20 protein-coding genes and 1 pseudogene are annotated in these 14,287 nt (G+C 35.2%); 19 read left to right on the forward strand and 2 right to left on the reverse strand.

Going from position 1 to position 14,287, the window contains the following annotated elements; all coding sequences use genetic code 11:
- The first annotated feature begins 309 nt into the window (after positions 1-309).
- The 7 genes and pseudogenes from BUA60_RS10625 to BUA60_RS10655 all read left to right on the forward strand — a co-directional run bounded on the left by BUA60_RS10625 (position 310) and on the right by BUA60_RS10655 (position 4,649).
- Entirely contained in the window at positions 310-789 is a 480-nt protein-coding gene (locus BUA60_RS10625; RefSeq protein ID WP_072861764.1) for a DUF2975 domain-containing protein, read from the forward strand.
- A 3-nt stretch (positions 790-792) separates the two neighbouring features.
- A complete protein-coding gene (locus tag BUA60_RS10630; RefSeq protein ID WP_072861765.1) occupies positions 793-999 on the forward strand; it encodes a helix-turn-helix domain-containing protein in 207 nt (68 codons plus the stop codon).
- Positions 1,000-1,232: 233 nt separating this feature from the next.
- Positions 1,233-2,153: an NAD(P)-dependent alcohol dehydrogenase gene (locus tag BUA60_RS10635; protein ID WP_072861766.1), complete on the forward strand. Its 921-nt coding sequence runs from the start codon at positions 1,233-1,235 to the stop codon at positions 2,151-2,153.
- A 14-nt stretch (positions 2,154-2,167) separates the two neighbouring features.
- Positions 2,168-2,482: pseudogene (locus BUA60_RS23270) on the forward strand (serine hydrolase); the annotation flags it as partial.
- A 122-nt stretch (positions 2,483-2,604) separates the two neighbouring features.
- Entirely contained in the window at positions 2,605-3,486 is an 882-nt protein-coding gene (locus BUA60_RS10645; protein ID WP_072861767.1) for a TraB/GumN family protein, read from the forward strand.
- 31 nt (positions 3,487-3,517) lie between these two features.
- Positions 3,518-3,985, forward strand: coding sequence for a DinB family protein (locus BUA60_RS10650; RefSeq protein WP_072861768.1), 468 nt, complete (start codon positions 3,518-3,520; stop codon positions 3,983-3,985).
- 220 nt (positions 3,986-4,205) lie between these two features.
- The gene (locus BUA60_RS10655) at positions 4,206-4,649 is read left to right on the forward strand and encodes a DUF1330 domain-containing protein (RefSeq protein WP_072861769.1); all 444 of its coding nucleotides are present in this window, start codon (positions 4,206-4,208) and stop codon (positions 4,647-4,649) included.
- A gap of 142 nt (positions 4,650-4,791) precedes the next feature.
- Here the strand turns inward: BUA60_RS10655 and BUA60_RS10660 are convergent, their stop codons facing one another.
- Both BUA60_RS10660 and BUA60_RS10665 read right to left on the reverse strand, forming a co-directional pair.
- Positions 4,792-4,998 (reverse strand): helix-turn-helix transcriptional regulator, encoded by a 207-nt coding sequence (locus tag BUA60_RS10660; RefSeq protein WP_072861770.1) that lies wholly within the window; start codon positions 4,996-4,998, stop codon positions 4,792-4,794.
- On the reverse strand, positions 4,988-5,464 hold the full coding sequence (locus BUA60_RS10665) for a hypothetical protein (protein ID WP_072861771.1): 477 nt from the start codon (positions 5,462-5,464) through the stop codon (positions 4,988-4,990). The genes BUA60_RS10660 and BUA60_RS10665 overlap by 11 nt, the downstream gene beginning before the upstream one ends.
- A 242-nt stretch (positions 5,465-5,706) precedes the next feature.
- Between BUA60_RS10665 and BUA60_RS10670 the strand changes: the two genes are divergently transcribed.
- The 12 genes from BUA60_RS10670 to BUA60_RS10720 all read left to right on the forward strand — a co-directional run bounded on the left by BUA60_RS10670 (position 5,707) and on the right by BUA60_RS10720 (position 14,256).
- Positions 5,707-6,132 carry a hypothetical protein gene (locus BUA60_RS10670; RefSeq protein WP_072861772.1) on the forward strand — a complete coding sequence of 142 codons (426 nt, stop codon included), beginning with the start codon at positions 5,707-5,709 and terminating at the stop codon, positions 6,130-6,132.
- A gap of 130 nt (positions 6,133-6,262) precedes the next feature.
- Complete coding sequence (locus tag BUA60_RS10675; RefSeq protein WP_072862060.1) at positions 6,263-6,670, forward strand: hypothetical protein; 408 nt, start codon at positions 6,263-6,265, stop codon at positions 6,668-6,670.
- Between the two features lie 129 nt (positions 6,671-6,799).
- A complete protein-coding gene (locus BUA60_RS10680; RefSeq protein ID WP_072861773.1) occupies positions 6,800-7,066 on the forward strand; it encodes a zinc ribbon domain-containing protein in 267 nt (88 codons plus the stop codon).
- A gap of 38 nt (positions 7,067-7,104) precedes the next feature.
- Positions 7,105-8,052, forward strand: coding sequence for a hypothetical protein (locus BUA60_RS10685; RefSeq protein ID WP_072861774.1), 948 nt, complete (start codon positions 7,105-7,107; stop codon positions 8,050-8,052).
- A gap of 49 nt (positions 8,053-8,101) precedes the next feature.
- Entirely contained in the window at positions 8,102-8,518 is a 417-nt protein-coding gene (locus BUA60_RS10690; RefSeq protein ID WP_072861775.1) for a hypothetical protein, read from the forward strand.
- Positions 8,519-8,546: 28 nt separating this feature from the next.
- Positions 8,547-8,699 carry a hypothetical protein gene (locus tag BUA60_RS23030; protein WP_176225593.1) on the forward strand — a complete coding sequence of 51 codons (153 nt, stop codon included), beginning with the start codon at positions 8,547-8,549 and terminating at the stop codon, positions 8,697-8,699.
- Positions 8,700-8,938: 239 nt separating this feature from the next.
- On the forward strand, positions 8,939-9,328 hold the full coding sequence (locus BUA60_RS10695) for a VOC family protein (protein ID WP_072861776.1): 390 nt from the start codon (positions 8,939-8,941) through the stop codon (positions 9,326-9,328).
- Positions 9,329-9,551: 223 nt separating this feature from the next.
- Positions 9,552-10,178: a carbonic anhydrase gene (locus BUA60_RS10700; RefSeq protein ID WP_072861777.1), complete on the forward strand. Its 627-nt coding sequence runs from the start codon at positions 9,552-9,554 to the stop codon at positions 10,176-10,178.
- 121 nt (positions 10,179-10,299) lie between these two features.
- Positions 10,300-11,094: a cation efflux transmembrane domain-containing protein gene (locus tag BUA60_RS10705; protein ID WP_072861778.1), complete on the forward strand. Its 795-nt coding sequence runs from the start codon at positions 10,300-10,302 to the stop codon at positions 11,092-11,094.
- 216 nt (positions 11,095-11,310) lie between these two features.
- Positions 11,311-12,039 (forward strand): MBL fold metallo-hydrolase, encoded by a 729-nt coding sequence (locus BUA60_RS10710; RefSeq protein ID WP_072861779.1) that lies wholly within the window; start codon positions 11,311-11,313, stop codon positions 12,037-12,039.
- Between the two features lie 231 nt (positions 12,040-12,270).
- Positions 12,271-13,239: an amidohydrolase family protein gene (locus tag BUA60_RS10715; protein ID WP_072861780.1), complete on the forward strand. Its 969-nt coding sequence runs from the start codon at positions 12,271-12,273 to the stop codon at positions 13,237-13,239.
- Positions 13,240-13,386: 147 nt separating this feature from the next.
- Positions 13,387-14,256, forward strand: coding sequence for an AraC family transcriptional regulator (locus tag BUA60_RS10720; RefSeq protein WP_072861781.1), 870 nt, complete (start codon positions 13,387-13,389; stop codon positions 14,254-14,256).
- Positions 14,257-14,287 lie beyond the last annotated feature (31 nt).

The following is a 14,287-nucleotide window of genomic DNA, read 5'->3' on the forward strand; positions in this document are numbered from 1 at the left end:
CTGAATTTTTCAAATCCGTTGAGTATTACGGTAAATTACCTACAATCACTACATTTTTATTGTTTATCAATAAATATTTATTAAATTAGAATAGTAATATTCATTTATTATAGATCATCATGGAAAAACATAGTTGTCAAAAACTAAAATTGAGCAAAATGTTTTCTATTCTTACTATAGCCTTGGGAACCAACTTAATGATCTAAATGATTACGGTTGAAGAAAAACAAAGTGCATTACCAATGATTTTGATACTAATCGGCATCTTATGGTTTACGATAAGCCTACATCAAACCAAAAAATGATATTATGAAACGAGTTTCCATCGTATTCCTTCAGGCAGTCATTGTGCTTATAGGTCTTGTGATACTGGTACTTTTAATTTGGCTTCCCTTAATTGAAGGGAGAGCCACAAACTTGGACCTGGTCAACATTTACTCGGACACGTTCATTTTATATGGGTACACAATATCAATTCCTTTTTTTGTTGCGTTATACAACGCCTTCAAACTACTTGCTTATATAGGGCAGAATAAAGTATTCTCAACAAACGCTGTTAAGGCTTTGAGGAACATAAAGTATTGTGCAATTATACTAAGTGCATTGGTTGTGATAGCAGGACTTTTCATAAAGTTTACCCATCATAAGGATGACGACCCCGCAGGCTTTCTTGCCATTTGTATTGTATCTACTTTTGCGTCCATTGTGGTTGCAACTGCTGCGGCAATTTTTGAAAAACTTTTGCAAAATGCCGTAGATATGAAATCTGAAAACGACCTAACAATTTAAGCTATGCCTATAATCGTAAACGTGGACGTAATGATGGCAAAGCGAAAAATGTCATTAAATGAACTTTCCGAAAAGGTAGGCTTAACGCTTTCCAACCTTTCCATCTTAAAGACGGGAAAGGCGAAAGCAATTCGCTTTAGTACCTTGGAGGCTATTTGTAAGGCATTGGATTGCCAACCTGGCGACATTTTGGAATATGTAAATGACTAAAAAAAAGTAACACCCCCCTACCCTGGGCTATCATTAACCAACCCAACAAATCATCAAAGCGATCTGCAAGTTCTCCCCAATTCTAAAAATCCTGCCACCCTATTGGACGTGCAAGACGGATTTTCTAATCTGCTAATATTTACTAAATTAGTTGCTTAAACATCTGTCTGGAGCGGGCAGGCAGAGGCGAATATCATATACCAAACCGTTGTGGCTAATTCAGAAATAAAAAAATGAAAGCAGTTATCTACACAAAATATGGCCCCCCAAGCGTTCTAAAATTGGTTGATATTGAAAAACCACAGCCAAAGAACAACGAGATTCTTGTAAAAATATGTGCTACTACTGTCACTTCAGGTGATACACGATTACGTAGTTCTAATTTTCCTCCAGTAGCTTGGCTTCTTGTTAGGCTAATGTTCGGTCTTTTTAAACCGAAAAAGGAAATATTGGGGCATGAACTGTCCGGAATTGTGGAAGCTGTTGGAAAGGAGGTTACCAAGTACAAAGTTGGCAATGAAGTTATTGCCACTCCTACCATGCTAAGTACCGGCTCCTACACCGAATATATATGCATACCGCAAGAAAGAAAAAAAGGAGTACTGGGGTTAAAGCCAAAAAGTCTTGATTTTAAAGAAACAGCGGCCCTACCCGTTGGAGGGATGACCGCTTTGTTTTTGCTAAACAAAGCCAGGCTCGGTAAAGGACAAGATGTATTAATTTATGGCGCTTCAGGAAGCGTAGGAAGCTACGCCATACAAATAGCCAAAGAACAAGGGGCAAAAGTGGTGGCCGTCTGCAGTAGAGCCAATTTCGAAATGGTAACATCACTAGGGGCTGATAATGCTATTGATTACAGGAAGCAGGATTATTCTTTACTTGAAAAGAAGTTTGATATCGTTTTTGACGCCGTTGGAAAAACGTCAAAATCCAAAGCAAAGAAAGTATTGAAACAAGGAGGCAGCTTTGTTACTGTAAAGTCGCTCACAAGCCCGAAACAGGAGCACCTGAATAAACTATGTGAACTGGCCGAAGCTGGAAAGTTTAGACCATACATCGATAAATGTTTTCCTCTTTCGGAAATTAGGTCCGCTCACGAGTATGTTGATAAGGGACAAAAAAAAGGAAATGTAGTGATTGAACTAGCCCATTAAAAGCACTCCATTAAAAGAGAGACAATAATGGTGTAATGATGGCTACAGCAGAAGATTTGGGCAAATTTATTAGGGCCCTAAATGTTGGCTCCGTATTTCATTACAAAAAAGAACAGGAGATCTATACATCGATTTATGAGTAAGAGCATACAGGTTTAATTCCAGGCTATCAAACCATTGCCAAATACCATAAGGATATTGATGCCGTAGTTATTCAATTTACAAATACGGTGGACTTTGAAGGCTACAATTGGAATTTATTGGAAATCATGTACAGTCGAATAGTTAAAGTAATAAGAAAGACAAACGAGCCACAACCAAGTTTATGAGTAATGACAATTAAGGTGACGCAAAGAAAGTTAACACAAGGTAAGTGCGCAACTGCAAACTTAGAGTGTAGAAATCCGCTACTACTTATACATTGTGAGGTTGCCGGTGATTAGAAACAACAATGAAATTTAGAGTAACAATTGCTGTACTTCTTCTAATTTTTGCTTCAACCTTGCTATTGGGTCAGAATAGAAGTGATACTCCTGTATACAATACACTTCTCTTCAAAATTACTAACCCAAATTCTTCCAAGACTTCATATCTGTTTGGAACACATCACGCCTTTGGCAAACGCTTTTTCGATTCTTTAACTGTCGCGAATAAGGCATTATCATCATGCGAAATTTTAATCAAAGAAAACTTGAATGTTCCGGGTCATTTGGCTCAGGATATTATTAATGATAGGGCAACAAGAACGCAATGGTACAAATATCTAACCAGGGATGATTTAAATTTCATTAAAAACCTATTCTCAACAAGCCCTACAGATTATAACAAGATGACCCCAACAGAGATGTACGCTTTTCTTAATAGACATTATAAACAGCAAGTGTGCCTAAATAAAGCGGTTAAGGATACCTCCCAATCCTTGGATAACTATATAGGTGCTAAAGCCCAACAATTAAATATGGAATTGATTGGACTTGAAACGACACAGGAGCAGATTATACTTATCAATAAAGATGTTGAAGGGATGCCAAGAAAAGTGCATAAAAGGAGACTCTCTAATATTATTGAAAAAATGGAATCCAAAAATCCAGCCGATTGTGTGGAAACTAATTGGTATTTAAAAATGGAAATAGATTATCAATTAAAACAACCCTGTAGTAATACTCTAATATTGACCAATAGAAACAAAAAGTGGATGAAAACAATTCAGCAATGGATAGAAAAGAATAATTGTTTCATTGCTGTAGGATTAAGTCACTTAATGTATGAATGTGGACTAATTAACGCATTACAAAGCATTGGATATAGAATTGAACCAATAAGCTCAATATAAATATAATACTGCTTATCCTTAATAACAGAAAATGACCCAAACCGAACTCATAATAATGAATCTAAATGAAATTAGAAGAAGAAGTATAAAACTCTGGAACGGACTTCCCAAAAGTCATTACAATTGGAAACCGGACGAAAATGCAATGAGTGCGATAGAAATGATAAGACACGTATTGGAAGCCGATTATGGATGGAACATTATTATCAATCAAGGGAACATGTCCAATTACCAAACGCCATGGAAAAACCGCCCATTCGTAAGTGTAACCGATGAACTTGAATTTGCCGAACCATACAGGGAAAAATTTCTGGAAAGTGTCCGACAATTTTCGGATACGGAATTAAGCGAAACTAAAATAGTCCACCCTGGAAATGGAGAAATGAAAATCCTAGGAAAATATTTATTGCGGATCGGTTATCACGAATCTGTTCACGCAGGGCAATTTTTATCATATATAAGAGCAATGAAAATTGAACGACCTAAAATATGGGATTAATATCAAAAGCCCATTGGTAACAGTGGTTCACCATAAATTGTTTTACTATTCCCTTCGAAGGTTTCAGGGCGGACTAAAGCCAAACCAACTCGTAAAGAAAGACTTTGTTGGACAAGTCATAATTGCTAGAGCCTGTAACTAACCGAAAATGTCGCATACTAATCCGTCATAGACCGTTAAAAAAAGCCATTAAGTATAATTTGAGAAAACAAAAAATAATATGGAAAAACACCTAAGCGCGAATCCCGAATCCGGAAAAAAATTCTATCAAAACTTTCACGATAAAGGAGAAATTGTAATGCTGAATTTACTAAAGTTTCATGAAAAAGCTGATTATACAAACTTGGAACAATTACAACCCAACAAAGAGATCAGCGGTGAAGAAGCCTACCTACTCTATATGGAAAAGACTTTGCCAGAACTGAAAAAAGCAGGTAGCCGCATCCTCTATTACGGAAAAAGTAAAGATTTTCTAATTGGACCTGAAGCGGAAAAATGGGATGCTATTTTATTGGTAGAACACGAGTCCGTTGTTAAGTTTATGGAATTTGCCCAAAACAAGGATTATTTAAAAAATGCAGGACATAGAACTGCCGGATTGGAAGATTCCCGGTTGCTGCCATCAACCGAAATAAATCTTACACCTAATATTATCCATAGCTAAGCAACTAGGCATAATCGTCCCCGCTTAACAAACCTTTCCAAATGACCACCGACCAAATTGGTCATGGCCAGCTTAAGTATTGTGCCCCCCTTCCGGAAGATGGGCACAACTCTTCATACAAGTTTGTTGGCTGCGTTATGACCTAATCCCAATCGGAATCTTCCAAAGTAAAAATCTGATTTACATCGACTTCAAAAATGTGGGCCAATCTCAAAGCCAATACTGTAGATGGAACATATTTGCCCAGTTCCATAGCATTTATAGTTTGTCTACTAACTTTCGATAATTTGGCTAAATCAGCTTGGGTAATATTTTTTTTTGCTCTTTCGACTTTTATACTATTCTTCATAACCAGCAGATTTTTCAAGTTTGGAAATTTGCCAATTAAATCTGAGCACAAAAAACAATAAAACTGTAAACATATTAAAGATCATAACCCATAAAAAGGAAAAGTCGAAAATGAATATAAATGCAAACAAGAGAATGCCATAATTAACATAAACAGCCCAAACCAGAGACTCCAATCTAATTTTGGAAATATATTCATCTTCTAATTTTTCTTTGGAAAAAGCAACCAATAAAGCACTAATAATAATTAAAATCCCGAAAATTTCATTGAGAATATTATTCTGCACCATTCCGAATAGTTGCTTATCCTTAAAAAGGTCATCCACAAAAATAGCCGGAACATTATAATCCAAAAAACTCGGCTCGTACTCGTAAAAAAGTGAGACCAGACCGATTATTGCTGATGGAATAAGTATAAACCAACCGATCCTTTTATACCTATTGGGAAATAAATAATTTACTTTCATAATGCATGGATTTAAGTTTAATCAAATGTAAAACAAATATTCCTTTTAGACAAACAAACTTTACATTTAGTAAAACAAACACTACTGAATAACTACTAGTTATGGTCCACTTACAAATATTCCCGGGGAATCTTATTTCCGAGATTTAATTGCTAAATTAGATGCTCAACCACAAGCTGCGGCTGGCAGGAACAACAGATCATAACTTAAGCGTAGGCAAAACGTGTAGACAATTCACAGATATGAAAATAAAATTTAGGAAGAAAAGATTAGGTGCGCATTTATTGCTCGGTATGGTTTGGATTGGACTCGGAATTCTAAGCATTGTGGTCAATGATGAAATTCGTTGGACAGATTACGGGTATTTAATAGTAGGAATTTTATATGTTGGTCATTATTTACATGATTGGACCTATCAATATCTGACTATAGAAAACGGAACAATCCGAAAAAATGCACTTTATGGATTCGCAAAAGAAATAAACCTGCACGATATACATTGGATTAAAAAATTTGCAGGTGACTATACGCTAAAAACAGAAGATAGGGAATTGAAAATCAATACAGAATTGATTGACATAGATTCCCTTAAAGAATTGATTGGGATATTGACTGAATTGAATTTGCCACCAGAAAAAACGCCATTTGTTAACAAGGCACAATATTAATTGTGGGCAGATTTTCCAATTGGAAATTCCTGCCGTAAATAATCTTTAACGACAGATGGACATTTTGCGTAGAAAAAATCAGGAACTATTCTTATACAAGACCTTTGGCAGACATTTTAAAGGTATCACTATGAAAATACAATTTGACGAAAAAGAAAAATCGATTGAAATAAAAGACGGCTTAAAAACTCAGTATTTATTGATCAAAATGATGCTGTTTATTACGTTTATCAACTCTATCCTTTTTCCTGTTTTCATTTTGGATAAAAAGCAATTGGAATGGTTGGGGTTCATTTGGATACTTCTTGGATTGGGATCAATGATTATGCTGATCTATCAAGTAATGACTAAATCAACGTCTGAAAAACTGAATTTATCTGAAATCAGCTCGCTGACAGAAAAACAAGTTTTTGGACGAACAAGGTTCAGTTTAAAATTGAAAAATGGAAAGTTGAGAGACTTAATGGAAATGAAAAATGAATCTGATATTATAGAAACTAAAGAGCTATTTAAAAATATTGGAATTAAAATAAGCTGAATAACCATAAAGCGATTGGTCAACACCCATTATGAAAATTTGCTATTTTTTGGTTTAAGCCCAATAAGCCACTTTTCATACCCAGAACCTTGGCAGCAATTATGAATACTGTTAATAAGAATCATAGTTATGAAAAGATATAAATTTTGTCAGAGTTGTGGATTCCCAATGAAGAAAGACATAAAAGGCGGTGGGTCTGAAAAAGATGGAACAAAAAGTCTAAAGTTTTGTTCAATGTGCTATGGGAATGGTGAATTTCTAACTCCACCTGAAATTGACACCGCAAAAAAGATGCAGAAGTATTGCATACAAGAAATGAAGAAAGACGGAATCAACGGTTTATTTGCCTGGCTGGCTACCAGATCAATTCCAAAATTGGAGCGTTGGAAACAATAATGTCCATGCCAATTCATGAATAAAGTTAATAGAAGTAAATGGACAATCAACAAATCATAGACTGGCTGTTGGAAGGAGATGTCTCCATTCAATACCAAGTTTGGCGCGATTTGTTGGATGTTGATAACAAAAAAATTCAAGCCCGAATAGCATTTGAAGGATGGGGTATGAAACTCTTATCAAAACGTCATATGGACGGCCATTGGGGAGATGGATTCTATCAGCCCAAATGGATTTCGACCCATTACACCTTGCTTGACCTTCGTAATTTATATCTCCAACCAGATCATGCGATGGTAAAAGAGACCATAGAAATGGTCTTACAAAATCACCTCGCAGATGATGGCGGAATCCGGCTTGGTCCATCCACCTCCCAACACAGTGATGTTTGTGTAAATGGTATGTTCTTGAATTACGCATCTTATTTCAATACGCCTGGTAAAAAGCTAGAATCTATTGTAGATAGCGTTCTGAACGAAAAAATGCCAGATGGTGGATTCAATTGCAGAACAACAAGAAGTGGTGCAAAACATAGTTCCCTACATTCCACTATCTCCGTACTGGAAGGATTTTTTGAATTTCACAGGCAAGGACACAACTACAAAAAGAACGAAGTTTTAAAAGCCATTCAAAGTGCTGAAGAATTTATCCTCGTTCACAGGTTGTTTCTCTCTGACCGAACTGGGGAAATAATTCACAAAGATTTTTTAAAGTTATCCTATCCATGTAGGTGGAAGTATGATATCCTTAGAGCATTGGATTACTTCCAAAAAGCGGAAAGAAAATGGGACATAAGAATGGATGATGCTATTACAGTGCTTCTAAATAAACGCAATAAAGATGGATCTTGGAATATGCAAGCTGCCCATCCTGGCAAGTTGCACTTTGTTATGGAAAAAGCAGGTAAGCCCAGTAGATGGAACACCGTGAGAGCCATGCGGGCATTAAAACATTTAAAAATAAATAACTACAGCCAACAAAAATGACAGTATATTAAAACGTTTTTGGCCAAATGGTTGGCAAACAATACAAAACATGAAAACTAAAATTAAATTTACAAGAAAGAGACTTAATTATAACTTGTTTTTTGGGCTAGCCTGGTTGACATTGGGAATATTGAAACTGGTTATGGATACGACTTTAGATGAAATTGACTATGTCTGGTTTGCCATAGCTGGACTTTCAATTGGAACTTATTTTTATGAATACATGAACCAATATTTGACAATAGAAGGTGGAATAATTTCCAAAAGTTATCCTTTTGGAAATAAAATAAAATTGCGAGAAATAAAACATATAAAAAAAATTGCAGGCGATTATATCTTAAAAACTGACCGAAACGAATTGACAATAAACACTCAAATAATTGATAAAAATTCTCTATCTGAATTGAATGAAATACTCGGCCAGTTAGACTTACCTTCTGAAAAAACACCTTTTGTTAGCAGTTAATGCACTGAATTAATCTATTATAAGACATATGAAAAGAAAATTAAAAGTGTTGGAATTTGACAAGAAACAAAAACTTGTAGATTATGTAAACACCAACTCGGACAAATTGGACGTACTAACTATTACAACCAGTCAGGAAGCAATTTCCTTCAAGCATTTTTTGTGGTATTACGAAAACTAAAAAAGTAAGTCATTGAAATAAAATAATTATTTGCCAATTCCAGGCCGAATCAATTTAACACCAATGGCTAATAAAACCAAACATTAATGGCGGGCATATTTTCCAGAGTGAAATCCGTGCATTTTTAGTAAGTTTAGTGAGCGGGCGTAAATCCTGTCAAATTATTCACCGTAACTACAATCATGGTTTAACCGTTGGCAACACTCCAAAAACAGAACTGAAAATTAAAAACCAACCAAATGACAAAAACAGACCCAATAATAGCCGTAAAAGATGTAAATGTTAGTGCGGAATGGTATCAAAGAGTTTTTGGTTGTAATAGAACACACGGAGGAAATGACTTTGCCGTTCATGAAGACGATAATGGGGAAATATTGATATGTCTCCATAAATGGGGCGAACACGAACACCCAACCATGAAAAATCCTGATATTCCCAATGGAAATGGTTTGATTTTATACTTTAGAACGAACAAGTTGGACATTACTCGAGCAAACATTGAAAAAATGAATTATCCAACAGAAGCGGACATTCACGTCAACCCAAATTCAATGAAAAAAGAATTTTCGCTGCGAGACCCAGATGGGTATTATGTAACTATAACCGAATACCACGAATATAACGGATAGAAAAGTAAGTTGCCAACAATATATGAACACCATTGGCTGTACTGTTCTATAAGCATGGAACCACCAATTCCATTACCATTCTACTTTGATCAGTGGAGGCAAACATTTGGAAATAAAAATGTCTATGTTAAATCGAAAATTATCGCTTAAAACCAGTAAAAACCGTCGTAGTAAAAAGCTGTACGCAGGCCAAACCAAACAATGAACCTAAATAAACAGAAAAATGAACATCAACCAAATCTTTAAAAACAACCAAAAATGGGTTCAAGACAAATTGGACATTGATGCCAATTATTTCAAAAACCTATCAGAAGGACAAAATCCGGATATCCTATATATTGGATGTTCCGACAGCCGGGTATCGGCCGAAGAACTAATGGGTGTTTCTCCTGGAGAAGCCTTTGTTCACAGAAATATTGCAAATATGGTACCCAATACAGATTTAAGTGTAATGTCGGTAATTGATTATGCCGTGCTACATTTAAAGGTAAATCACGTTGTGGTTTGCGGACATTATTTTTGTGGAGGTGTTAAAGCTGCTATGGAGTCGGCAGATTTGGGAATTCTTAATCCCTGGTTGCGAAATATAAGAGATGTATACAGAACTCACAGAATTGAATTGAACGGAATTAAGGATGAAGAGCTACGCTATAAGCGACTTGTGGAGCTGAATGTTCAAGAACAATGTATCAATGTAATTAAAACCGCAGAAGTGCAGAGGGCCTACCGCGATAGAGGTATAACAGTTCACGGTTGGGTATTTGATATTCACTCTGGAAAACTGATAGATTTAAAAATTGACTTCAATAAGATTTTAGAAAATGTAATGGAAATTTATCGACTTGATTAATGAAAAAAGAAAAATCATATCCCATTTGGCAAGCCTTTAATAGGTAACATTTATAGCTTTAACTTTTTTAAGGACAACACTCAATTTAAAAGTGTAAAATGTGTTGTTAAAAACAATTATTATGCAAAAAACAATATTTGAAATCACCAAAATGGATTGTCCTTCAGAGGAAAATCTAATTCGCATGAAATTGGACGAAATTTCAAATATTGTCCATTTGGATTTTGATATTCCAAATCGAAAATTGACCGTTTTTCACAACGGAGAAACTGAGCAAATAGAAAAGTCCGTTATCGAACTCCATTTAGGCGGAAAAAAAATCTCTACCGAACAACCCGACCGAACTGATTTTAAAGAAAATACCAACCAAAAAAAAGTGCTTTGGTCTGTACTCGCCATCAATTTTGCCTTTTTCATAATAGAAATGGCAACCGGTATAGTTTCAAAATCGATGGGACTAGTTGCCGATAGTTTGGATATGCTTGCGGACAGCTTCGTTTATGGAATTAGCTTGATTGCGGTTGGAGGAACATTGATGAAGAAAAAGCGGATTGCAAAACTTGCTGGGTATTTTCAAATTACACTTGCAATAATTGGATTTGTGGAAGTCTTACGGAGGTTTTTCGGAGCCGACAAACTTCCCGATTTTTCAACAATGATTATCGTTTCGATTTTTGCGCTTGTTGCCAACGGAATTTGTCTCTACATTTTACAAAAGTCTAAAAGCAAAGAAGAGGCCCATATGAAAGCGAGTATGATCTTCACCTCAAATGATGTGGTCATCAATATGGGCGTTATAATCGCCGGGCTTTTGGTAAACTGGTTAAACTCGAGCAAACCCGATTTAATTATAGGCACAATAGTTTTTGTTTTGGTAATCCAAGGAGCGATTAGAATATTGAAATTAAGTAAATAAAAACACTAGCCTCTACAATGCCATAAGGAACCAGACCCAACTAGTCTTTCTGCCTGCCAAGCTATAAGGTGTACGCCCTACCCCACTGGTTACTAGAATGCGGCTTAATCAGCCAATAAATTTTCAGAAAAAATACATTTTTGAATAAAAATCCTTTACTTTTCATATACCTGAAATATGGAAGAATATCGGAACTACTAATGGAATTAAAACAGCATGGAAATAATATCTAAAACTGATATAACCTGGTTTCCAAATTCCTGGATTCGATTGCGGATCAACAAAAAAGTAATCTATTTTGACCCTGCCTATTTAAAAACGTATTTTTCAAAATATCCGGATAAAACAGAGTACTCAAAATGGCCGGACCCAATTGATGGAATGCCTAACGGACTTGAGAAAGCGGATCTTATATTTATAACCCATCACCACAAAGACCATTGCAAAAGAGTAACGGTAGATCGACTAATAAAACAGGATACAATAATTTTTGCCCCTAAAAGTTGTTTGAAAGAGCTTGGGGATAGAATCAACCTCGTGAAGCCAAATGAAACCCTCCATATAGATAATGGCATCTCCTTGAAAGTTTTGAATGCCTATAACACTCAACAAGGAACATCAACCATAAAACAACATAAAAAAGGAATAGGTGTTGGCTTTATTTTGACAATCGACGGATTATCATTTTATCACCTGGGCGACACGGACTTTTTAGTAGATATGGAGGCAGTGAATGACATTCATGTAGCATTTGTCCCTATAGGTGGGAAATTCACAATGAACATTGACGAGGCTGTTAAAACAACCTTGTCTATAAATCCAAAAATTGTTATCCCTATTCACAATCTTGGACAAGATTTTTGGGAGTTTCAAAATAAGTTAAACGATAAAGGAAAAAATATAAGGTGTATCATTCCCACAATTGGTCAACCAATAAAAGTTTAAAAACAAAGGGACTAACAAAGGTTAAAATTAACCTCACTGTGGAAACCAGCTGTTCAAAGCAAACAAGCGTAAATAAGCATTCAATGTCACCTTGTGCTCCATCCCAATAATTTCTTATTTTTAATCTCGTACTATTTCGATCCCAAAAAATCCTATCTGCCCAAAAGCCTGGTTTCTAGGATTATTCTTACCGAAATCATAGCCTAGACATTGAATACAATTTAACGAAATATGAAAAGACAAGTTTTAAAAATTACCCTTTTAATTTTCAGTATTACATGTTCTTCAAGCCTTGCTCAAGAAACACTTGATGCCTTTTTAAAGGATCAGCCTATTATCGATATGCATTTTCATATCACTAAAGGGTATGGGGATAATGAAATATACCGGCATCTAAATGTTGATATTGATAGTGCAAAACTATATTGGGCCATTGAAGATTACAAAAAGAATAATGTGGTGCTGGCTTTAGGCGGCGGACCATTAAAATATGCTAAAATGTATGCTGGGGCAGAGCGCCTTTTTTGGTCAGGACTAATTTTTCCCTGTACAAAAACCGTAGAACAAGACGAACCTTGCGAAAAGGAATTCTACTCTGAATCCGAATTGCGTGAAATATACCAAATTGGAAATTTTAAGAGTTTAGGGGAATCTATGTTTAATTATTATGGTATACCACCTACCGACGTACGATTGGAGCCTTATTGGAAAATAGCAATGGAGTATAATATTCCCATTGGCATTCATGCAGATAGCGGACCACCAGTAGAGCGAGTCAATAAGGAGGAAAGGCCCAATTATAATCCAGCCTACGCAAATCCTGAATTACTAAAACCTATTTTGGAAAAATATCCAAAGCTAAAGTTGTACCTGATGCATTATGGAGGGGAATATTCTGATCAATCATTAAATTTAATGAAGGAGTATCCTCAAATTTATTGTGAGATTTCTGCAGTTAGTATGTTCCTCCCAAAAGAAGTTTGGGAACCAAATGTAAAAAAGTTATTTAGCGAAGGGCTTGGCGACAGGTTAATGTTTGCTTCTGATTATTTTGGGACAGTAAGAAAGAATATTGAAATAATTTATAATCTGGATTGGCTGAGCGAGGAACAAAAAGGGGATGTTTTTTATAATAATGCCGCCAGATTTCTTGGGCTATCAGATTCTGAAATAAGGGAGCACAGAAAGAAATTGAATTAAGAACCGAGGCTACTATTAACAACCATTATTTGTTGAAATTTTGCCTTCCTTGGGAACTTAGCGTTAGCCTAACCTAGAAATATTAACTTTATTCTCTTAACTGACGATTATACAAATTGTTTTCCCAAGAACTAAAAACACCGATAAGTGATTAAAAATGAATTTGAAAAATTAATTAAAAAGTATGATAAAAAAATTGTCATAGATAAAATTGTTGATGGTAAATACAACACTATAAACAATTACAGCACAATTCTTCATCGTCACGTTTTTTATCAAATTGTTTGGATTGCAAAGGGCTCCGGAACCCATATGATTGAAGGGCAAAATTATGTATATTCCGATGGAACCATTTTTCTACTGGCTCCTTATTATTTACATAAAATAAGTTACGACAAAAATGTACAAGGCTATGTTATTAGTTTTTGCGATAGTTTATTAGACCGCTTTCAAAATAAATCCACACTTCTTTTTCACAACATAGAAAAGGCCTACATAGAAGTTCCTAATAAGGAAGTTGAACTTTTAAATGATGAATTTAAATTATTGAATCATTATTCAATAACAAACACAAGTATATCACAAAGTATAGTTCAGGATTATCTACATATAATTCTAACCAAAATAAACGGATTTAAAAGCTTAAAAGAAAATGATAGTGTTCAGGCCCAAACAAATAACACTAAAATATTGGAACAGTTTGTATTACTTGTCAGGCAGCATTACACCGAAGAAAAACAATTGCACTTTTATACTTCCCAATTGGCAATTTCTCAAAAAAAGCTTAATCAAATAGTACGAAATGCTACTGGTCTTACTCCTGCTAAATTTCTAGAAACTTACATTTTAAATGAGGCGGCAAGAATACTGCGTTATAGCGACCTTAGTGTTAAACAAACTGTAGCAGAGCTTGGGTACTCTGATAGTTCGTACTTTATAAAAGCCTTTAAGAAACAATTTAAAAAAACACCAACGGAGTATAGAAAATCTGCCAAGTTCAACTTAAATACCAAATAATACCATAATCTTCCCCAATTGTCATATTTAT

Origin of the sequence: Arenibacter palladensis, assembly GCF_900129275.1 — a bacterium.
In the GTDB taxonomy this organism is placed as follows: Bacteria; Bacteroidota; Bacteroidia; order Flavobacteriales; family Flavobacteriaceae; genus Arenibacter; species Arenibacter palladensis.

Bases quoted from the DNA above. Each gene is read 5' to 3' on its own strand.
- BUA60_RS10680 (WP_072861773.1), top strand. From the start codon at position 6,800: ATGAAAAGATATAAATTTTGTCAGAGTTGTGGATTCCCAATGAAGAAA.
- BUA60_RS10705 (WP_072861778.1), top strand. From the start codon at position 10,300: ATGCAAAAAACAATATTTGAAATCACCAAAATGGATTGTCCTTCAGAG.
- BUA60_RS10660 (WP_072861770.1), bottom strand. From the start codon at position 4,998: ATGAAGAATAGTATAAAAGTCGAAAGAGCAAAAAAAAATATTACCCAA.
- BUA60_RS10685 (WP_072861774.1), top strand. From the start codon at position 7,105: ATGGACAATCAACAAATCATAGACTGGCTGTTGGAAGGAGATGTCTCC.
- BUA60_RS10625 (WP_072861764.1), top strand. From the start codon at position 310: ATGAAACGAGTTTCCATCGTATTCCTTCAGGCAGTCATTGTGCTTATA.
- BUA60_RS10670 (WP_072861772.1), top strand. From the start codon at position 5,707: ATGAAAATAAAATTTAGGAAGAAAAGATTAGGTGCGCATTTATTGCTC.
- BUA60_RS10700 (WP_072861777.1), top strand. From the start codon at position 9,552: ATGAACATCAACCAAATCTTTAAAAACAACCAAAAATGGGTTCAAGAC.
- BUA60_RS10690 (WP_072861775.1), top strand. From the start codon at position 8,102: ATGAAAACTAAAATTAAATTTACAAGAAAGAGACTTAATTATAACTTG.
- BUA60_RS10635 (WP_072861766.1), top strand. From the start codon at position 1,233: ATGAAAGCAGTTATCTACACAAAATATGGCCCCCCAAGCGTTCTAAAA.
- BUA60_RS10650 (WP_072861768.1), top strand. From the start codon at position 3,518: ATGACCCAAACCGAACTCATAATAATGAATCTAAATGAAATTAGAAGA.
- BUA60_RS10675 (WP_072862060.1), top strand. From the start codon at position 6,263: ATGAAAATACAATTTGACGAAAAAGAAAAATCGATTGAAATAAAAGAC.
- BUA60_RS10715 (WP_072861780.1), top strand. From the start codon at position 12,271: ATGAAAAGACAAGTTTTAAAAATTACCCTTTTAATTTTCAGTATTACA.
- BUA60_RS10630 (WP_072861765.1), top strand. From the start codon at position 793: ATGCCTATAATCGTAAACGTGGACGTAATGATGGCAAAGCGAAAAATG.
- BUA60_RS23030 (WP_176225593.1), top strand. From the start codon at position 8,547: ATGAAAAGAAAATTAAAAGTGTTGGAATTTGACAAGAAACAAAAACTT.
- BUA60_RS10695 (WP_072861776.1), top strand. From the start codon at position 8,939: ATGACAAAAACAGACCCAATAATAGCCGTAAAAGATGTAAATGTTAGT.
- BUA60_RS10665 (WP_072861771.1), bottom strand. From the start codon at position 5,464: ATGAAAGTAAATTATTTATTTCCCAATAGGTATAAAAGGATCGGTTGG.
- BUA60_RS10645 (WP_072861767.1), top strand. From the start codon at position 2,605: ATGAAATTTAGAGTAACAATTGCTGTACTTCTTCTAATTTTTGCTTCA.
- BUA60_RS10710 (WP_072861779.1), top strand. From the start codon at position 11,311: ATGGAAATAATATCTAAAACTGATATAACCTGGTTTCCAAATTCCTGG.
- BUA60_RS10655 (WP_072861769.1), top strand. From the start codon at position 4,206: ATGGAAAAACACCTAAGCGCGAATCCCGAATCCGGAAAAAAATTCTAT.